The organism is Dactylosporangium sp. CA-092794, from assembly GCF_050948465.1.
Taxonomy (GTDB): domain Bacteria; phylum Actinomycetota; class Actinomycetes; order Mycobacteriales; family Micromonosporaceae; genus Dactylosporangium.
Window position 1 is genome coordinate 8,418,741 of the sequence record NZ_CP192044.1, and the last position, 19,510, is coordinate 8,438,250.

17 protein-coding genes are annotated in these 19,510 nt (G+C 71.6%); 7 read left to right on the forward strand and 10 right to left on the reverse strand.

Going from position 1 to position 19,510, the window contains the following annotated elements; genetic code table 11:
• Positions 1-12: 12 nt before the first annotated feature.
• From ACQPXD_RS36105 to ACQPXD_RS36115, 3 genes are read right to left on the reverse strand one after another with little or no spacing between them, the layout of a single operon-like run.
• Positions 13-2,592, reverse strand: coding sequence for a dipeptide ABC transporter ATP-binding protein (locus ACQPXD_RS36105; RefSeq protein WP_432826003.1), 2,580 nt, complete (start codon positions 2,590-2,592; stop codon positions 13-15).
• The gene (locus ACQPXD_RS36110; protein ID WP_432826005.1) at positions 2,589-3,527 is read right to left on the reverse strand and encodes an ABC transporter permease; all 939 of its coding nucleotides are present in this window, start codon (positions 3,525-3,527) and stop codon (positions 2,589-2,591) included. Before ACQPXD_RS36110 ends, ACQPXD_RS36105 begins: the two co-directional genes overlap by 4 nt.
• A 50-nt stretch (positions 3,528-3,577) precedes the next feature.
• Positions 3,578-5,101: an ABC transporter substrate-binding protein gene (locus ACQPXD_RS36115; RefSeq protein WP_432826007.1), complete on the reverse strand. Its 1,524-nt coding sequence runs from the start codon at positions 5,099-5,101 to the stop codon at positions 3,578-3,580.
• A 194-nt stretch (positions 5,102-5,295) separates the two neighbouring features.
• On the opposite strand from ACQPXD_RS36115, the gene ACQPXD_RS36120 reads away from it, so the two are divergent.
• Entirely contained in the window at positions 5,296-6,102 is an 807-nt protein-coding gene (locus ACQPXD_RS36120) for a FadR/GntR family transcriptional regulator (protein WP_432826009.1), read from the forward strand.
• Between the two features lie 54 nt (positions 6,103-6,156).
• Here ACQPXD_RS36120 and ACQPXD_RS36125 read toward each other — a convergent pair whose 3' ends face one another.
• The 3 genes from ACQPXD_RS36125 to ACQPXD_RS36135 form a co-directional block, all read right to left on the reverse strand.
• Complete coding sequence (locus ACQPXD_RS36125) at positions 6,157-7,149, reverse strand: lactonase family protein (RefSeq protein ID WP_432826011.1); 993 nt, start codon at positions 7,147-7,149, stop codon at positions 6,157-6,159.
• On the reverse strand, positions 7,146-7,901 hold the full coding sequence (locus tag ACQPXD_RS36130) for an SDR family NAD(P)-dependent oxidoreductase (RefSeq protein ID WP_432826013.1): 756 nt from the start codon (positions 7,899-7,901) through the stop codon (positions 7,146-7,148). The genes ACQPXD_RS36125 and ACQPXD_RS36130 overlap by 4 nt, the downstream gene beginning before the upstream one ends.
• 139 nt (positions 7,902-8,040) lie before the next feature.
• On the reverse strand, positions 8,041-8,820 hold the full coding sequence (locus tag ACQPXD_RS36135) for a FadR/GntR family transcriptional regulator (protein WP_432826015.1): 780 nt from the start codon (positions 8,818-8,820) through the stop codon (positions 8,041-8,043).
• Between the two features lie 179 nt (positions 8,821-8,999).
• Between ACQPXD_RS36135 and ACQPXD_RS36140 the strand changes: the two genes are divergently transcribed.
• A complete protein-coding gene (locus tag ACQPXD_RS36140; protein ID WP_432826017.1) occupies positions 9,000-10,049 on the forward strand; it encodes a mannonate dehydratase in 1,050 nt (349 codons plus the stop codon).
• Between the two features lie 72 nt (positions 10,050-10,121).
• Here the strand turns inward: ACQPXD_RS36140 and ACQPXD_RS36145 are convergent, their stop codons facing one another.
• The 3 genes from ACQPXD_RS36145 to ACQPXD_RS36155 form a co-directional block, all read right to left on the reverse strand.
• A complete protein-coding gene (locus ACQPXD_RS36145) occupies positions 10,122-10,838 on the reverse strand; it encodes a hypothetical protein (RefSeq protein ID WP_432826019.1) in 717 nt (238 codons plus the stop codon).
• Positions 10,839-10,947: 109 nt separating this feature from the next.
• Complete coding sequence (locus tag ACQPXD_RS36150; RefSeq protein ID WP_432826021.1) at positions 10,948-11,625, reverse strand: response regulator; 678 nt, start codon at positions 11,623-11,625, stop codon at positions 10,948-10,950.
• Positions 11,622-12,761, reverse strand: a complete 1,140-nt coding sequence (locus tag ACQPXD_RS36155; protein WP_432826023.1) for a sensor histidine kinase — start codon at positions 12,759-12,761, stop codon at positions 11,622-11,624. The genes ACQPXD_RS36150 and ACQPXD_RS36155 overlap by 4 nt, the downstream gene beginning before the upstream one ends.
• 157 nt (positions 12,762-12,918) lie before the next feature.
• On the opposite strand from ACQPXD_RS36155, the gene ACQPXD_RS36160 reads away from it, so the two are divergent.
• From ACQPXD_RS36160 to ACQPXD_RS36180, 5 genes are all read left to right on the forward strand, one after another.
• On the forward strand, positions 12,919-14,352 hold the full coding sequence (locus ACQPXD_RS36160; RefSeq protein ID WP_432826025.1) for a hypothetical protein: 1,434 nt from the start codon (positions 12,919-12,921) through the stop codon (positions 14,350-14,352).
• Positions 14,349-14,732, forward strand: a complete 384-nt coding sequence (locus ACQPXD_RS36165; protein ID WP_432826027.1) for a hypothetical protein — start codon at positions 14,349-14,351, stop codon at positions 14,730-14,732. The genes ACQPXD_RS36160 and ACQPXD_RS36165 overlap by 4 nt, the downstream gene beginning before the upstream one ends.
• The gene (locus ACQPXD_RS36170) at positions 14,729-15,880 is read left to right on the forward strand and encodes a hypothetical protein (RefSeq protein WP_432826028.1); all 1,152 of its coding nucleotides are present in this window, start codon (positions 14,729-14,731) and stop codon (positions 15,878-15,880) included. The genes ACQPXD_RS36165 and ACQPXD_RS36170 overlap by 4 nt, the downstream gene beginning before the upstream one ends.
• Entirely contained in the window at positions 15,877-16,437 is a 561-nt protein-coding gene (locus ACQPXD_RS36175) for a hypothetical protein (RefSeq protein WP_432826030.1), read from the forward strand. Before ACQPXD_RS36170 ends, ACQPXD_RS36175 begins: the two co-directional genes overlap by 4 nt.
• A 713-nt stretch (positions 16,438-17,150) precedes the next feature.
• The gene (locus ACQPXD_RS36180; RefSeq protein ID WP_432826032.1) at positions 17,151-18,251 is read left to right on the forward strand and encodes a M23 family metallopeptidase; all 1,101 of its coding nucleotides are present in this window, start codon (positions 17,151-17,153) and stop codon (positions 18,249-18,251) included.
• Between the two features lie 141 nt (positions 18,252-18,392).
• On the opposite strand, the gene ACQPXD_RS36185 is transcribed toward ACQPXD_RS36180, so the two are convergent.
• Entirely contained in the window at positions 18,393-19,406 is a 1,014-nt protein-coding gene (locus ACQPXD_RS36185; protein ID WP_432826034.1) for a LacI family DNA-binding transcriptional regulator, read from the reverse strand.
• Positions 19,407-19,510: the final 104 nt, after the last annotated feature.

The following is a 19,510-nucleotide window of genomic DNA, read 5'->3' on the forward strand; positions in this document are numbered from 1 at the left end:
TTCTGGGTGGTTTCAGACATCGGCGGCCAGGGCGGCACGACGCTGCGCGCGACGCTCTGCCTGGATGACGGGGTCGGGGTAGGGAGATGCGGACGCCAGCCGGCGGGTGTAGGGCTCCCGCGGGTTGGTGGCGACCTCCTCGCTGTCGCCCACCTCGACCAGCGCGCCGTGCTGGATGACGGCGGTGTTGTCGGCGATGTGCCGGACGACGTCGAGGTCATGCGAGATGAACAGGTACGCGACCTTCGTGCGCTGCTGCAGTTCGGCGAACAGGTCGAGCACGCTGGCCTGCGTCGAGAGGTCGAGTGCGCTGACGGCCTCGTCGCAGATGATGAGCCGCGGCGACCGGGACAGCGCCCGGGCGATCGCGATGCGCTGCCGCTGGCCGCCCGAGAACTCGCGGGCGCGGCGACGGCCGGCGTCCTGCGGGAGGTGTACCGCATCCAGCAGGCCGCGCACGCGTGCGAGGGCCTCGGCACGCGTCACCTTCGGGTCGATGAGCAGCGGCTCGACCAGGATGTCCTCGACCGCCATCGCGGGGTTCAACGAGCTGTACGGGTCCTGGAACACCACCTGGATGTCGGAGCTCAGCGCGCGGCGCTCCGCACGGCCGGCGTGGGCGATGCTCGCGCCTGCCCAGCGCACGTCGCCGTTCGTCACGGGTGCGAGGCCGAGGATCGCGCGGCCGATCGTCGACTTGCCGGAGCCCGACTCGCCGACGAGACCGAGCGTCTCCCCCTGGCGGATTTCGAAGGACACCCCGCGGACGGCGACGAACGGGTTCCCGCGACGACCGGGGTACGCCACCTGGAGGTCCTGGACGCACAGCAGGACCGGAGCGCCGTCGAGCGACTTGGGCTCGCGGGGCGCGAGGTGCGCGGGCGCGGCAGCGAGCAGCGCGCGGGTGTAGGTGTGCTCGGGTGCGGAGAAGAGCCGCGGTGCCGGTGCCGACTCGAGCACGTGGCCGCCACGCATCACCACGACGTCGTCGCAGATGTCGGCGACGACGCCGAAGTCGTGTGTCACGAGGACGACCGCGATGTCTCGCTCGGCGATGAGGGAGCGGAACAGGTCGAGCACCTCGGCCTGGACGGTCACGTCGAGGGCCGTGGTGGGCTCGTCGGCGATGATCAGCTTCGGGTCGCACGACACCGCGCCCGCGATCAGCACGCGCTGCGCCATGCCGCCCGAGATCTGGTGCGGGAAGCTGGCGAGCGTGCGGTCGGGATCGACGATGCCGACGCGCGTGAGCAGGTCGCGGGCACGGGCACGGGCCTGCTTGCGCGAGAGGCCGAGGTGCCGGCGGATCGGCTCGACGAGCTGGCTGCCGATGGTGAAGCTCGGGTCGAGGTTCGACATCGGCTCCTGCGGGATGTAGCCGATCTCGCTCCCCCGCAGGCGGGCGAGCTCGGCGGGCGTCATCCGGACCAGGTCCCGGCCCGCGAACCGCGCCGAGCCCTCCGTGACCTGGCCACCGGGCGCCAGCAGTCCGAGCACCCCGAGCACCGTCTGGGTCTTGCCGGATCCGGACTCGCCGACAAGTCCCAGCACGCGACCGCGCTGGACCGAGAACCCGACGCCGTCGACGACGCGGCGGTCGACCCGGTCGAGCCGGTACTCGACGACCAAGTCTTGAACCTCGAGCAGGGCATGGCCCGTGGGCGCCGCCGCAGCGGCCTTCGGTGCGGCAGCGGCGCGGCGCCGGCGGCGGGACGGCGTCGCGCCGTCGCTGATCAGGTCCCGCCCCACGGACGCGAGCAGGATCAGGCAGAGCACCGTCAGCGTGATCGCGACGGCGGGCGGCACGAGCAGGAACGGCGCGTTGTAGATGTCCTTGAACGCGTCGCCGAGCATCCCGCCCCAGCTGGCCGCGCCCGGCGTGCCGATGCCGATGAACTGCAACCCTGCCTGCACGATGAGCGCGACACCGAAGATGAAACCGGTCTGGATGAGCGCGACCGGGAGGACGACCCCGAGGATGTGCCTGCCCATGATCGACAGGTCTCCGATGCCGGAAACCTTGGCGGCGTCCACGTAGAGCTCACGCCGCACGTCGAGGACCGCCGCGCGCACCGGGCGGAACATTCCGGGGAGCATGAGGACCCCGAACACGGCCATCACGGCGACCGGGTTGGAGCCGATCAGCACTGAGATCGCGAGCAGCGCGACGATCGCGGGGAGCGCCTGGATCAGGCTCGACAGCCAGTTGGCGATCGAGTCGAGCCGGCCGCTGTAGTACCCGGCCGCGAGGCCGAGGGGAACACCGAGGACGAACGTGACGGCGGTGCCGGTCAGGCCGGCGAGGAGCGTGACCTGGCCGCCGAACAGCAGCCGGCTGAGCACGTCGCGCCCGGACGAGTCGGTCCCGAACAGGTGCCCGTGTCCGGGCGGCTGGCGAACGGCGGTGACGTCGGCGTAGTCCGGCGACGGCAGGCCGAACAGCGGCGCCAGGACGCAGGCGAGCACGATCACGAGGAGCAGGACGGCCGGGATCAGCATCCCCGGGCTGCGCAGCAGGCGGCGAAACGGCGAGCGGCGAGCGATCGTCGAGGTCGCCGCCGCCGCGGCGAGGGTGTCGGGGGGCAGGATCACGAGCGCACCTTCGGGTTCAGCCACGCGTATGCGAGGTCCATGAGCAGGTTCACGACGACGACGGCGACGACGACGGTGATGACCGCGCCCTGGATGACCGGCTGGTCGCCCGATCCCGCCGCGCCGACCGTCAGCGCGCCGATGCCGGGCAGGGCGAACATGCGCTCGATCACCACCGATCCGCTCAGCAGGCCGATGAACTGCAGCGAGAGCACGGTCAGGGCGACGGGCGCGGAGTTGCGCAGCACGTGCTTGAGGTAGATGGATGCGGTGCCGAGACCGCGACCGCGAAGGGTGCGGATGTAGTCCTGCTGGAGCGTCTCGATCGCCGCGTTGCGGGTCTGCTGCGCCACGGCGGCGGTCGCCGCCACGGCGAGGGCGATCACGGGCAGCGTGATCGACCGGACCCAGCCGCCGGGATCGTCCGCGAAGTCGACCCAGCCGGTCGCCGGCAGGATCCGCAGGTTCAGGGCGAACACCGTGAGCAGCAGGATCGCGACGATGAAGTTCGGCACCGCGAAGCCGAGCACGGCGAACGGCTGGATCGCGCTGTCGACGGCCCCGCGCCGTGCCGCGGCCCAGAGGCCGAGCGTGATGCCGATGATGCCGGCGAGCACGGCGGCGGCGATGGTGATCGTGAGCGTCACCGGGAGGCGGTCGGCGATCGAGCCGGCGACGGGCTGGCTGGTGAACCACGACCGCCCGAGGTCGCCGGTGAGCGCGTGGGTCAGCCAGCCCCAGTAGGCGCCGAGCACGTCCTGGTCGAGACCGAGTTCGGTGCGTTTCCGCGCGACCTGCTCGTTGGTCGCGCTCACCCCGAGGATCGCGCGCGCCGGGTCGCCGGGGGTGACCCAGGTGAGCGCGAAGGAGATGAACGAGACGACGAACACGAGGACGAGCGCCGCGCCGGTGCGCTTGAGCAGGAAGACGAGCATGAGATCTCCGCAGGTTGGGGAGGGGCCGGAGCCCCTGCCCGGCGTGGCCCCTACTTGGCGGGCTTGTAGTTGTAGATGGACGGCACCGACTGCTGCGCCTGAGGGGTCACCGTCACGTGCGGTCCGACGAAGAACAGGTTGTTGACCACGTAGAACGGGTCGAACCAGGCCTGGTCGACGACGTAGGCGGAGAGCTGCTTGTACAGCGCTGCCTGCTCATCGCCGCTCGCGACCGCGATCTTCGACATCAGATCGGCGATCTTCGGGTCGGCGACGTGGAACGGGTTCCACGCGCCGTCCTTGCTCAGCAGGAGCGTGGCGTCGAGCCAGTTCTGCGACGAGCCCCAGCTGAAGACGAAAGCCGGGTACTCACCTGTGAGGAACGGTCCGAGGCCACCGGCGACGTTGAGCGGGGTGTAGTCGACGGTGATGCCCACGTTGGCCAGCTGCTGCTTCACGATCGGGTACACCTCGGGCAGGAACACGTCGATCGAGGGCATCTTCAGCGTGAATCCGCCGGCGTAACCCGCCTCGGCGAGCAGCTTGCGAGCCTTGTCGGGGTCGAACGGGTAGGCGCGGTTGAGCGAGTCGTCGTAGGCCGGGGTGCCCGGGTAGAACATCTGCGTCGAGGAGGTACCTTCACCGAAGGCCACCGACTTCAGCAACGCGTCGCCGTCGATGGCGTAGTTGATCGCCTGGCGCACCCGGACGTCGCCGAGCGCCGGGGTGGTCTTTCCCGCCCGGTCGATCAGGAACAGCCCCTGCCAGTCACCGGGCGCCGAGATCACCGTGAGCCCCGAGGACTTCGCCTCGGCCTTGCGTGACGGTTCACCGAACGTCGCGTCGACCTGGCCGGTCTTCACGGCGTTGAGGCGCGCGGTGGGGTCGGTGAGCACCCGCAGGTCGATCTCCGGGAACGGGAACGCCTCGGTGTCGTAGTAGTTCTCGTTCCGCGTGAAGACGTAGACGTCGCCGCGGCGGGTGGCGTTCTTGTCGAGCACGTACGGGCCGGCGCCGGCGGGCGTGGTCGCGAGGTCAGCGGCCGCGACGGCCGGGTTGGTGATCATGCCGGCGACGAGCGCGAGGTTGTGGGTGAGCGCCGGGTCCGGCGCCGACAGGGTCAGATCGACCGTGCTGTCGTTCACGGCCTTGTAGGACGCCACCGAGGCGAGCGCGGTCGCCCGCGGGCCGTTGGCTGCGGCGAACCGCTTCAGCGAGGCGATGACGGCCTCGGCGGTGAGCGGGGTGCCGTCCGAGAACTTCACGCCCTGGCGGAGCGTCAGCTCGAGCACCTTGTTCTCGTGGTCGGTGTACTCCCACTTGGTGGCGAGCATCGGCTGTAACTTGCCCTTGTCGTCGAGCCGGATCAGCGTGTCGTACGCCGGCTGCAGGTACTGCATGAAGTTGCCGACATCCGACTGCGAGGGATCGAACGACCCGACGTCGACGATCACGCCGATGGTGAGCTTCTGATGTCCGGCGGGCGCGTCGCTTCCGCCACCCGAGCATCCCGTCGCGCCGACGACGAGGGCGGCGGAGATGGCGACACCGCCGAGAAACTTCCTCAACGACACAGCGTCCTCCTTGAAGTTGTGCGCGACAGATTGCCGGTGCGTTGCCATCATGTAAGAGAGGTTGTTATATGTCAACATGCGAAGCAGCGAGGTTCCGGGCACGACGACGTGGTTTCGGGCGAGTCCGCGGGCACGGACTATGCTGGATCGACAGTCCCGCTTATCAGGGCAGTTGATAAGCTGTGATCGCTTCGGTGAGCGAGGACGGAGGTCGGGCAGCAATGCCCTCAGCCATCAAGCGCACCTCTCTGCAGGAGCAGGTGACGGAGGGGCTCATCGAGCTCATTCAGGAACGCAACCTCCGCGCGGGCGATCAGCTCCCCGGCAGCGCCGAGCTCGCGGAAATGATGAGTGTGAGTCTCCCGGTCGTGCGGGAGGCGATCGCCGGCCTGGCCGCCATCGGTCTCCTGGAGCGACACCAGGGGCGGGAAACGACGGTGGCGACGCCGAACGCCTCGCATCTGAGCCGGTTGTTCTCGCTCCGGGTGATCGGCTCGGAGGTCGACGACGAGAAGCTCCAGCAGTTCCGCGAGATCGTCGAGGTCGGCAACGCACGGCTCGCCGCGCGGAACCGGACGCCGGAGGAGTTGGCGGCGCTCGATGAAGCCCTTGCCACGCTGAACTCCGCGCGGACCGCCGAGGAACTGCACATGGCCGACGTCGCCTTCCACGCCGCGGTCGCCCGGGCGGCCGACAACGACCTGTGCGAGCTGACGCTCCACTCGCTGGAGCCCTTGCTCCGGCGGCTCCGCCGACGGGTGTGGAACGGCTGGGTCAACACGGGCGGGGAGGTCACCAGCATCATCGATGCCCATCGCACGATCCTCACGGCGATCCGGGACGGCGATGAGGACGCCGCGGCCGCCGCGATGTCCAGCCACCTCGCGCAGGCGCGGGTCGGGCTGGAGGAAGCGCTCGGCGGCGGGGACCACGCGGTTGCGCCGCGCGCCGGATTCCCGGAGGCAGGCGCCGAGTCGCCGGCACCCGCGACGACCGGCTAGGACGAGCTCCGTTCCGGTATCTCGGCGGCGAGAGCCCGGATCGTGCCCGGATCCTCAGCCGAGCGGCGGCCGACCGAACGCTCGCGACCACGGGATCACCCCGAAGTCGCTGACGTGCGGGGCCGGCGTCAGCCGGGGAGCATCGCCCTCCCCCGCGACGTACGTCGCGATGCATCCGGCGTCCTGAACGCAGACGTAGGTGTGCCGGGCGTCCGAGGTGATCGCCCGTGGGTTGTCGCCCGGCAGGCGGATCTCCTCGCCGGCGACGAGGCGGTCGCCCTCGACGGCGAACGCCGCGATGGTGCCGACGACACGGTTGGCCACGATCACGTCGTTTCCGCGTGCGGTGATGCCGGACGGCTGAGCGCCGCCGGACCGCGTCGCCGGCACGAGGTCCAGAACGCGCGACCCCGGCCCGCGCAACTCGATCAAGGCGAGCTCGGCGCTCAACTCCCCGACGAGTACGGCGCGGTCGTCGCCGATCATCACGAAGTGGCGCGGGCCGAATCCGGGCGGCAGTGCCGCTTCGACGTGCTGTCCGCCGCCGGGCGAGACGGCGACCACGGCATCGGCGCCCAGGTCGGCGACCAGGATGTCGTTGTGGCGCGGGTGGGCCAGGTGGGCATGCGAGCCCTCCTGGCGACCCGCCACCGGTCCGGACCCGCTGAGCTGCCAGACCGCGGCAGGCTCCTCGATGGCGCCGTCGGACGCGAGCGACCACGCCGCGACGGTTCCGTCGAGGTAGTTGCTCACCACCAGCCGGGCACCCGTCTCGTCGACCGCCAGGTGGCACGGCAGCGCGCCGTGCGACGGCACGCGTTGCCGTTCGTGGAGCGATCCGTCCGGCCCGGCCTCGACCACGATGACGGCTCCCGGTTCGGATTCCTGCGTGGCGTACAGGATCGGGAGGCGAGGGTGCGGCTCCACCCAGGAGGGGCTGCGCAGCGCGAGGGCACCGATCCGCTCGAGGCCGTGACCGGTGCCGCGCCACAGGGCGAGCTCGGACAGCCCGCCGTGCGAATCCGAGCCGCTGTAGTAGAGCGTCATTCCAGCAGGCCGTACCGCAGCAGCGCGAGACTGTACCCGCCGTCGACGAGCAGCCGGGTGCCCGTGACGTACCGCGACGCATCCGATGCGAGGAAGAGCAGCGGCGCGACGACGTCGTCGACCGTACCCACGCGCCCGAGCGGGATCCACGACTCGAACTTGTCGCGGCCCATCGTCTCGATCGCCTCGCGGGCCATGTCGGTCTCGATAGCACCGGGGGCGAGGCAGTTGACCCGGATCCCCAGCGGTGCGAGCTCCAGCGCCATCGTGCGCGTCGCGCCGGCCAGCCCGGCCTTCGACGACATGTATGCGAGGTTGCCGGCGACCGGGACGTCGTCGTGGATGCTCGTGATGTTGACGATCGAGCCGCCGGTCGACGCCCGCAGCAACGGCAGCAGCGACCGTGCGAGCAGCATCGGGGCGACCAGGTTGACGTCGAGGACGGTGCGCAGCTCCCGCTCGCTCAGGGTCGCGAGCCGTTGCGGGATCTCGACGCCGGCGTTGTTGACGAGCACGTCCAGCCGGTCGACCCGGGCCTTCACCGCATCCGACAGCGTCTCGACGCCCGCTTCGGATGAGAGGTCCGCGAGGATCACGTCGGAACCGGGCCCCACAAGCTCGGCGTGGGCGGGCGGCCCATGCCGGAGGACGCGAGCCCCGGCATGCTCAAGCGCATCGGCCAGGCCCGCGCCGATGCCTCGGGAGCTGCCCGTCACGAGGGCGGTCTTGCCCCGCAGATCGTCGAACGACATCACTTCACCAGTCTTCAGGCCAACATCCTTGAAGACCAACTTATCAGATAAGCGACTACTATGATCAGGGCGTAGCCCGGAGAGCGGTGGCGTGGAGGGTGCCGAGCAGGGCGAGTGCCTGGGCGCTGGGGCGCGTACCCTACGCCTTGGCCGAACGCACCGAACGCTTCTTCTTGGCCGCGGGGAAACCGGCGCGGGGGGCGACCTCGTGGTCACCGGCGCGGATCGACTCCTCCAGACCAGCGCGCGCTTGGGCCAGATGGCGAGACATGGCGGCTGCCGCGGCGTCTTCGTCGCCGTCGCGAATGGCCATCAGGACCACCCGGTGCGCGTCGATGATGCTGGTGAACTCCCCGCCCGCGTTCACCCATCCGTTCCAGACCCGGCGGCGAAGCCGCCACAGGAGCGGCTCCAGCGACTCCAGCGTCAGCTCGCACAGGTCGTTGTCGGCAGCTCGAGCCACCGCGGCGTGAAAGGCGACGTCCGCCTCGTGCAGCTCCTCGGCGCTCTGCGCGGACGCCAGGACGGCCATGGCTTCATCCAGCGACGCGAGCTGGTCCTCGGTGCGATTCCTCGCCGCCAGACGGGCGTTGCCCACTTCGACGATCTCGCGGAACTGTTGCAGCTTCTCGTCGTCGACGGCCGAGCCGATGACGCGCAGCGAGAACAGCCGGCTGAGGTGCGACGAATTCGGCGTCGCCACCGTGCTCTCACGGCCCTGATGTCTCTCCAGCCGGCCGATGGCCGCGAGACCTGCCATCGCCTCCCGCACGACCGGCACGCTGACCTGCAGCATCTCCGAGAGCTCGGCGCTTCCTGGCAGCTGATCGCCCGCGCGAAGATTCCGTTCCTCGATGAACTCGATGATCGCCTCGGTCGCCTGGTCCGTCAGCGAGGTCCGTTTGATCGATCGGGGCATTCCTGCCTCGCTTACCTAAGGAGATTGCGTACCTGTGAGCATACAAGGTTCTCAGCTCTCCTGATAGGTCGGGTCCATCGACCGAGGCCCACACGACTGCCGAACCTGCGGCCACGTCGGCCGCGCTCGCAGCTTATATGATAAGCTGGTAACACGATAACAAGACGTAAGGAGAGCGTGTGTTTCGACTCTCGGAGTTCCTGTCGCCGCGTCCCGAACCCCTGTGGGACCTCGTGCGCCAGGCCGGCGTGACCGACGTCGTCGCCCTGCTGCAGGGGGCCGAGCAGGAGCAGCGCATGTTCGCCTCGCTGCAGAACGGCCGCCTGCACCACCACCGCGTGGACCAGCTCCCGTGGAGCGAGGCGTCGATCGCGCGGGACCAGGCGGTCTTCGCCGAGGCCGGCTTCACCGTCGTCGCGATCGAGGACACCGTCCCGATGGACCGCATCCGCATGGGCCTGCCGGGGCGTGACGAGGACATCGCCGCGATCATCCAGCAGCTCGAAGCCATGGGCAACCTGGGGATCCGCGTGCTCTGCTACAACTGGATGGCCCTGTCCAGCTGGTCGCGCACCGCCGTCGACGTGCGCAGCCGCGGCGGCGCCCTCGTCACCGGATTCCGGCAGGCGGACGCCGAGGCGCTGCCGGAGGTCGAGCATCCCGCGGTCGAGCACGATCAGATGTGGGACGCCCTCGAATACTTCCTGCGCGCGGTCATCCCCGTCGCCGAGCGCGCCGGGGTGCGCCTCGGGATGCACCCGGACGACCCGCCGCTGCCGCGACTGCGGGGCGTTCCGCGCATCATGGGCTCTGCGGATGCCTACCGCCGGCTGCTGAGCATCGACCCTTCTCCGAGCAACGGAGTCACTTTCTGCCAGGGCAACTTCACGTTGATGGATGGCGATGTCCCGTCGATGATCCGGGAGTTCGGACCCAGAATCCGGTTCGTCCACTTCCGCAACGTCCGCGGTACCGCGAGCGACTTCGTCGAAACGTTCCACGACGACGGGCAGCTCGACATGCTCGAGTGCATGCGGGCCTACCAGGAGGTCGGGTTCGACGGCCCGCTGCGGCCCGATCACGTCCCGACGATGGCCGGAGAGCGCAACGAGCGGCCCGGATACGAAACGCTCGGCCGGCTCTTCGCGCTCGGCTACGCTCGCGGACTCGGCCAGGCCGTCTACGCGCCGAGTGCCTCCGACCGCACGGCGGCACCCGTTCCTTCCTGACCAGTCATTCGTCGCGAGAGCGGCGGACGAGGTGAACAACGCGGCGCGATGAGCCGCGCCGCGAGCGCTGGGTCAGGCGGTCGCCAGCGCGGTGATGGTCAGGGTCGCGGAGTACGTGCCGGGTTGGGTGCTCGACGGGATCTTCAGGGAGAGGTCCCCGCGGATGACGGTGGTGCCCAGGCCCCGGCCCGCCGGCGCGGCGGCCAGCCGGCCGCCGTGCTTCAGGCCCGGGTCGGTCCGCGGGGCCACCGGCAGGCCCGGGACGACGTCCCGGGCCGGGTTCTGCACGGCGATCCCGGGCGTCCAGCCCAGGAAGCTGCCGCTGAACGTGTGGCCGTCGCCGGCGAAGTCGCCGATCTGGCCGGAGACGCTCCAGCCGGGGACGGTCTGGTCGCGGAAGTCGTCGATCGTCACCCAGCCGAGGTCGCCGGTCGACTCGAAGGTGTGGTCGGGCCGGAGCACGGCGTCCGTCATCACGACCGTCCCGCCGGCGGTCATGGTGAGCACGCCCTCGGACAGCGGGACGTCCACGTCGATCGTCTCGTCCAGCGTGCCCTCCCGGAACTTCGCCCGGCCGGTACTGGAGCCGGACCGCTCGTAGTCGACCCGCATGCCGTACTGCGCGACCGTGCCGATCCACGAGCGGAACGCGTTGTAGGACAGCGTCGAGCCGCCCCCGGAGATCGGCACGTAGCTGGCGGCCGCCGCGGGCCGAGCGGCGCCGGCGACGCCGACCAGCGCGGCCAGCAACGAGACTGTGGCCAGTTTGCATATTCGTCGGACCCGCATGGTGTATCCCCCCGTCGATGTGGAAGTCGAGGGTGGACCACGGGGGTGTCCCCCAGTTCGGCCGGCTCCCGTACGCCGGAAATCCGTCAGGTAAACAGGAGGTCGTCCGCTATCCGCGGTCGCGCACCAGACCGTTGAGGTGGGCGTACACGACGGCGTGGATCCGGTCGCGCAGGCCGAGCTTGGCCAGGATGCGCGAAACGTGGGTCTTCACGGTCTCCTCACCGACATGCAGGCGGCGGGCGATCTCGGCGTTGCTGTGCGCCTCGGCGAGCAGCAGCAACACCTCCCGCTCACGGCCGGTGAGCCGGGACAGCTCGGGCGGCTCCGGCGGCGGGGCGAGGCTGGTGGCGAACCGGCCGATGTGACGGCGGGTCACCGACGGATCGATGAGGGCGTCACCGCGCGCGGCGATGCGGATCGCGGCGACGAGTTCCTCCGGCGGCAGGCTCTTGAGCAGGAAGCCGCTCGCCCCGGCGCGGATCGCACGATAGACGTATTCGTCGCTGTCGTAGGTGGTCAGCACCAGGACCCGGGTCCGGTTGCCCGGCGCGGCGAGCACCGCCTCCGTCGCGCCGAGGCCGTCCAGGCGCGGCATGCGCACGTCGAGCACGGCCACGTCCGGACGGGAACGGGCGATGGCGTCCACCGCCTCACGGCCGTCGGCGGCCTCGCCGACACAGACCAGGTCAGGCTGCGTTCCGATGAGGGTACGCAGGCCGGAACGGAACAGCGCATGGTCGTCGGCGACGAACACACGCAACGGCTGCTCCGGCGATCCGGTCACGCGGCGGCATCCCACGGCACGGCGACCGAGGTCCGCCAGGTACAGCCGTCCGCCCGGGGCCCGCACTCGGCACGGCCGGCGAACGTCCGCACGCGGTTGTGAATGCCGGTGAGCCCGCGCGGTACACCGTGGTCGCCGCCCGGCACCGCGGCCGCGCCGATGCGGTTGTCGGCGGTGACGATGAGCTCCGTGAGGCCGTGGTCCACGGTCACCTCGACGCCGCTGCCGTCGCCGTGGCGCAGCGCGTTGGTCAGCATCTCCTGCACCACCCGGTACAGCGCGACGTCGAGGTAGTCCGGCAGCGGCCGCACGGCGCCGGTGATGTGCACCGAGACCGGCACGCCCGCGGCGCGGACCACGTCGACGAGCTCGTCGAGGTTGGACAGCCCGGGCTGCCGCGCCGAGTCCTGCGGGTCGCCGTGCAGCACGTCGAGCAGCCGGCGCAGGTCGGTCATGGCCGCCTGGCTGGCCGTCTCCACGGCCCGCAGCGAATCGCCGGTCCCGGCCGCGGAGGCGGCGCCCAGGCCGAGCCGCGCGGCACCGGCGTGCACGTTGATGGCGCTGACGTGATGGGCGATCACGTCGTGCAGGTCGCGGGCGATGACGCTGCGCTCGCGGGCGACCGCCTCGGCGACGGCGTCCCGGGCGTCGCGCCGCTCCTGCTCGGCCCGGCGCCGCAGGTCGTCGAGGTAGGCCCGCCGGCTGGTGGTGTACCGCCCGACGAGCCACGGCAGCACCCCGCTGCTGAGCGCGTCCAGCGGGGTCAGCCAGCCGGGGTGGTCGCCGACGAGCAGCGCCGACCCGGCGATCCCCGCGCACAGCACGACGACCGAGCCGACCGCCTGCGGGCCGCGCAGCCACGCCCCGGCCCGGTAGCCCGCGATGAGCGAGCCGGCTTCGTTCGCGTCGGGCGCGGCCGTACCGCCGAGCAGCAATGGGCTGAGCACGCGGACCGCCGCGGCGAGCACGGCCACCGCCCCGGACAGCCGCGCCGCCGTGGCGAGCGCGGCGTCGGCGAGCACGATCATGGTCAGGGCCGCCCACCACCGCCAGCCGCCAGGGCCGTCTCCGCCCACCACGAATTCGAGAGTGTCGGCGGCGAGGCAGGCGGCGGCGACGAGCAGCGACTGACGCACCAGCGAACCGTGCGCGTCACGCCCTGCCACCACCGCCGCCTCACCTCCACACCCGATCCTGCCTGGCGGCCCCCGGGACCGGGTCCCCCGGCCGGGGGATGGACATCGCTCGCAGACGGGACGATTCGGATCCGGGTGGTACCTAGCCTCATCGTCGATGAACGCCGCATCGCGAGCCGCCCTGGCCGTCGCCGCCGCCTCCGCCTTCCTGCTCGGGACGGGCGCGCCGGCACGGGCCGACACGCCCGCCGCCGGGGCCGACGTCAGCGTCGCGCAGAGCCTGGGAACGCGGGAGCTGACCGTGACGATCCGGCGCGTCACCACCGTGCCGGGCCCGCTGCGGGTCGACATCGTCACGCATGCCGGCTCACCCGCCGGGGCGCTGCGTCTCGCCGTCACGCCGACCGGCGCCGATGTTCCGAACGCGCACCGGCCGCCGCCGGGCGCCGTGACCGGGTCCGCGACGGTGACCCTGCCGGACCGGCCCGGACCGGCCGGCGCCACCCTGCGCATCGACCGGGCCGGGCCGTGGGAGTTGTCGCTCGGCGACGGGAACCAGATCGCCACGGTGCCGTTCACCGTGTTCGCGCCCGCGGTGAGCCCGCCGGAGCGCGCCGCGTACGTCGGCTTCGCCGTCGCCGGGGCCGCCCTGCTCGGCACGCTGCTGCTCGCCGCCGCCGGACGGCGGGCATGGTGGGCAGCGATCCCGGCCGCCGCCGCGGTGGCCGGCCTGGCCGTGGCCACGACCGGTGCGGTGCTGACCCGGTCGCTGCCGCCCCCGCCGCAACCAGGACTGCAGCGCGACGCGACCGTGGCCAACGCGACCGACCCGTACGCGGGCCCGTTCCGGGCCACCGACCCGTCCCGGCCGCCGGCGAACGCGACGCTGACCGCCGAACCGGCCGGGCTGCGGCTACGGCTGAGCGACGCGGCCACCGGCCTGCCGGTCGACGACCTCGTGGTGCACGACGGCGCGCTGGTCCACCTCATGGTCACCGGCCCCGGCGGCGAGCTGTGGCACTTGCACCCGGTCCGGGTCGGGCCCGGCGAGTACCGTGCGCCGCTGGAAGCGCCCGCGGCCGGCCGGTATTCGGCCGCCGCGGAACTCGAACGCCGCGGCGGCGGGGTGCAGCTGATCCGCGCGCAGCTCGACCTCGCCGCCGGTGTGGCGGCGGCGCCACCGCCCGCCGGCACGGCACCGGTGCGGGTGAGCGTGGCGCCCGCGGTCGCGGGCCGCCCGGTGACGATCCTGGCCAGCGCCGGCGCGAACGCGGACCTGCAGCCGTGGCTGGGCATGCTCGGGCATCTCATCGTCGTAGGCCCGGGCGACCCGGCGACGGCCCCGGTGTGGGCGCACAGCCACTCGATGGGCATGGGCGCCGGCATGATGGCGATGGACGGCATGGCGGGCGGCATGCTCGCCGCACCGGGCGTCGACGGGGCACCGGACGAGACGGTCGCCGCCTACGGGCCGGTCGTCCAGTTCACCTTCACATTCCCGCTGCCGGGCACCTACCGAGCCTGGATTCAGGTCGAGCGGCAGTACACCGTCATCACCGTCCCGGTCACCGTCACGGTCGGTGCCTCATGATCCGGATCGCCACGGCGTCCGCGCTCGCGGCGGCGGTACTGGGGTGGCTGCTGTGGCCCTCGAGCGCCCCGGCGACCGAGCTGACGGTCGGCTCGGCGGACCGGGTCGTCACGGTCGCCGTCGCCACACCCCGGGTCGGCGACCGTGACGTGGAGGTGCGCGTCACCGACCGTACCGGCCGGGCCGACGACGCCGGACCCGTCGAGGTGACCGCGGTCCTGCCCACGATGGGCTTCTGCGCCGCGCCGGCTCCCGCCACCCCGCTCGGCGGCGGCCGGTTCCGCGCCGCCCGCGTCCCGCTGATGAGCCCCGGCGACTGGCAGCTGCGCGTCGACGCCGGCGGCGCCACGCACGTTCTGCCCCTGACCGTCCTGCCGTGAGCACCCGATTGGAGCACGCACACATGACCCGTCCCACCGCCGGCCGTTCCGGCGCGGCGACCGTCCTGCTCGGCACCGCCTTGTCCCTGGTGGGCATCACCTGGGACGTGCAATGGCACGTCGACGTCGGCCCCGACACGTTCTTCACGCTGCCGCACCTGCTGCTGTACTCCGGCAGCGCCGTCTCCGGCCTCGCCAGCCTGGCGATGGTCCTCGCCGCCACCGCGGCCCGCCGCGCCGGCCGGGACGCGGCGGAGATCGCCGGCGGGCCGCCGGTTCGCGCGCTCGGCGTGTTCACCGCACCGCTGGGGTATCTGGTCTCCGGCGTCGGCGCCGCCTCGTTCCTGCTGTACGGCCTCATCGACCTGTACTGGCACTCCGTCTACGGCTTCGACGCCACGCTCGCCTCGCCACCGCACATCGCGTTGTTCAGCGCCATCACCGTCACCATGGTCGGCGCCGTCATCGTCTACGGCTCGTCGCGGCACGAACGCTGGGGCCGCGCCGGGCTGCTGGTGAGCCTGCCGATCCTCATGATGTTCAGCCCCATCACGACGAACGCGGTCAAGGACCTGCCGTTGCCGTTCGACCCGATGACCGCCGGTACCGCGTTCTTCGGCGTCATGCTGCTGGTCGTCGGCCTGGCCACCGTCGGGCGTCCGGGCACCGCGCTCGGCGTCGCCGCGGTCCTCGGCGTGATGCAGGCGGCGCTGTGGCTGTTCGCGCCGTTTGCCGCGCACGCCTATGCCGGCGCCGTCGGGCTGCCGCTGCGCGACAATCTCGGCGGCAAGCCGCCCGAACTGCCCGCCGGCATCCCGATGTTCCTGCTGCTGGCGGCCGCGGCCCTGGAGGGCGTCCTGTGGCTGGCCGCCCGCCGCGGCTGGTCCCCGCGCTGGGCGCCATCGGTCGGCGGCGCCCTGGCCGGGCTCATCGTCTCGGTCTCGTTCGCCCTGCAGGGCCCGCTCATCGGCGGCGACCCGGCCCCGGCCGGGGCTGCGCTGGCCGTTGGGGCGCTGGCCGCCGCCGGGTTCGGCGCGCTGGGCGCGTTCCTCGGCTGGCGGTTCGCCGGCATGCTGCGCGGCGACGCCGAGGCCGCCGCCGCGCCGGTCCCCGGCCCCTCACTCGCCGTCGAAGGGCTGCAGCCGTGACCATCCGCACCACGCTGGGCCGCGCCGCCGCGGGCGTCGCCGCCGTCGCCGTCCTGGTCCTGGGCACCGCGAGCCCGGCCCTGGCCTATCAGCCGGTCAACATCGTGCACACCGAAGACGTCCAGGCCGGCCCGTACCAGCTGACCATCGGTTTCTCGGTCTGGCCGCTGCGCGCGCAGCGCTCCCTGGACTGGGTCTTCATCCCCGGCGGCGGCATCGCCGACAAGACCGGGACGCTGTCGGTGGCCGGCCCGGACGTGCCGTCGGACGAGGCGCACCGGCCGCTGGTGCGCCATCCCCGCCGGCTCGACGTGTGGGGCCTGGACGTCGAGTCCCTCGACAGCCCGGGCGACTACACGTTCACCTTCGACATCGACGGCCCGCAGGGCCCCGGCACCGGCACCCTGGCTGGCCTCAACGTCCTCGACCAGCCCGGGCCGCCGCCGGCGTTGAGCTGGGCGGTGTGCGCGGTGCCCCTCGTCGCGCTGATCGCGTTCCTGGTCATCGCCTGGCGCCGCGCCAGGCCGTCGGGCCACCTGCTCCCGCTACCGGCGTAACCAACTGCCGTAACGGCCGGGCCGGCTCAAACCGAGCCGGCCCGGCCGGGTGTCGGTGGCCACCTTGGCGCACAAGCGGTCATCGGCGCCGACCGCCGGGGCGGCCCGGCGCGGCGGCCCCGCGCGGATGTCGCACCCGCCGAGTCGCACCATCCGATCCGCGCGGCCGGACCGGACGTATGTCTCCGTGATCATGCTGTCCGCAGTGGCCGCACCACGGGTTTGCCATGATCCCGGACCTTTCGGTACACGGGAGTACATCAGCACTCCGTGATCATGAAAAACCGTTGGTGTCGACGCCGGGTTGCGCATGATCACGGAGACATCCGGTCCCTGCGCCGTGCCGCGCGGCGGGTAGCGCCCGACGGGTGGGACGTGGTCGCAGACCGTGCCCGCTTGTTGGGACGCATAGGCCGGGCACCGACGGGCAACACGGACAGCGGCGCGGGCCCGGTGCCGGGGCACAGTATCGGCCGGGACGACCGATCCGCAGCACCTGCAAGGTTCCAGGTACCGCCGCGAAGCGCCCCTCGGCACACTTGTGTCGCCCGCAGACGTCGGGCTATCCACCCTCCCCGCTGGATAGCAGCGCCCGGTGCCGGGCCGGTCCTGCAGCATCCACAGTGGAGGGACGTCGGTGCAGTCACTCAGGCGAAGAATCGGGGGACTTCATGGAAGCAAGCAGCTCTGCACGGCCCCGCCGGGCAAGGACGGTGAGACGACTCGCGGTCGCGGCGGTCCTGATGACCGCGTCCGTGGTGGCCGCCCAGCTCACGTTGGCCGGACCGGCTCAAGCGGCGGGCTGGGTGAGGCCGTTGGAGAACTACACCACCAGCGGTGGATACACGGGGCCGCAGCCCGGCCACAACGGCGTCGACATCATCGCACCAGCGAACACGGACATCCGCGCGGTCTCGGGCGGCGTCGTGGAGCAGGCCCAGTGGGACAACGGGTGCGGCTGGTATGTCGGGATTCGCCACTCCACCAATGAGGGCACCCTCTACTGCCACATGATCTCGCAGCCGCTGGTGTCCGTCGGTCAAAGCGTCAGCACGGGGCAGGTGATCGGCCATGTGGGCTCGACGGGCGATTCGGGGACACCGCACCTGCACTTCCAGACGCATCTCGGGACGTCGACCGACGAATACAACACGACCGACCCGATGACGTTCATGGCGGCCCGCGGGGTCAACCTCGCCGGCGGCAACCCTCCGCCGACCAACCCTCCGCCGAGCGGCGGACCCTACAACGTGACCACCTTCGCCAACGCGCCCGGTTACGCCTCGGCGACCAGCACCACCCAGACCGGCACGCTCAACGCCGGTACGAATTACGTCTACTGCAAGTACTGGGGCCGCAATGTCGGCAACAGCACCTCGTACAACCACTGGTGGCTCAGGACCGACCTGGACAGCGGGTCGCCGTGGCAGAACCAGTACGTCTCCGCGTACTACCTGAGCAACTGGGGCAACGACGAGGCCCTGACCGACAACGGGGTCACGATTCCTACCTGCTCCGGCGGTGCGAAGCCGTTCGAACAGTACCAGGTGACGACGTACGGCGACGCGCCCGGCTTCTCCTCGGAGTGGTCCACCACGCTGTCCGGATGGCTCTACGGTGGCGGCAACTACGTCTACTGCAAGGTCTGGGGACGCGAGATCAGCAGCGGCAGCAGCTTCAACCACTGGTGGCTCAAGACCGACCTGGACAGCGGGTCGCCGTGGCAGAACCAGTACGTCTCCGCCTACTTCCTGAGCAACTGGGGCAACGACGAGGGGTTCGCCGACAACGGCGTCTCCATCCCGAGTTGCTGACCTGACCCTTTGACACCGGGCGCCGCGCCTCCGGAGCGCGGCGCCCAGGCGTGCGCGGGGCGGGCAACACCCCGAGAAAAATGCCCGCGCTTGACGACGGTGACGGGGCATCCATAGCGCGGTGCGAGGATGCCGGCCGGATCAGGTGGAGCCGCGCACGACCAGCGTGGTGGGCAGCGCGGTGGGGTGGCAGGACACGTCGCCGTCGCGCAGCATGGCGACGAGAGTCTCGGCGGCCGCGGTGCCGAAGCCGGCCTTGTCCTGGGCGACGGTGGTGAGCCCGGGCGGAACGAGCGCGGCGACGTCGATGTCGTCGAAGCCGACGACCGCCACGTCGCCGGGCACCCGCAGGCCCGCCTCGGCGATGGCCCGCATGGCGCCGATCGCCATCTCGTCGCCGGCGGCGAACACGGCGGTCGGCGGTGCGGCGAGTGAGAGCAGCCGGCGCATGGCGGCATGCCCTCCGTCGAGATAGAAGTCGCCCTCGACGATGTACTGCGCGGGCAGCGCGAGGCCGGCTCCGGCCAGTGCGGCGCGGAAGCCGGTGAGTCGCTCGGCCCCCGGCCACGTCCGCTGCGGGCCGGTGATGGTGGCGATCCGCCGGTGGCCGCGCTCGACGAGGTGCCGTGCCGCGAGCGCGGCGCCGCCGGCGTTGTCGGACGTGACGTAGGTGGAGGTGGGGCCTTCCACCCGCAGGTCCAGGGCGACGCAGGGCACGCCGGCGTCGGCGAGGGCCAGCACGGCGGGCTCCCGGTTGCCGTTGTCGATGATGACGAGACCGTCGAGGTTGTGCCGGCGCACCGCGCGCAGATAGCGCTGCCGGGCGTCCGATCCCGACGCGTCGGCGGCGGCGAGCATGAGCAGGTGCAGCCCGTGCCCGCTCAGCGCCGTCTTGAGGGCGACCAGGATCTCCTGCAGGAACGGGTGCCGCCAGCCGGGCCGGCGATGGTCGGTGTCCCACACCAGGCCGACCAGGTGGGACTTCTTCGTGGCGAGGGTGCGGGCCGACTCGTTCGGCAGGTAACCGATCTGGACGGCGACGTCGAGGATGCGCTGGCGGGTCTCCTGGCTGACGACTTCCGGGGTGTTGAAGACGCGCGAGACGGTGGCGACCGACACGCCACAGTGTCGCGCGAGCTCTCTGATGGTGGCCATGCGGGCGCTTTCTTGTAACCGGTTACAGGACCGTACTGCGGCGCCGCGAACCGGTCAAGCGGGCATTGCTCGTTATCAATCTGATACTTGACAATACCGGGGCA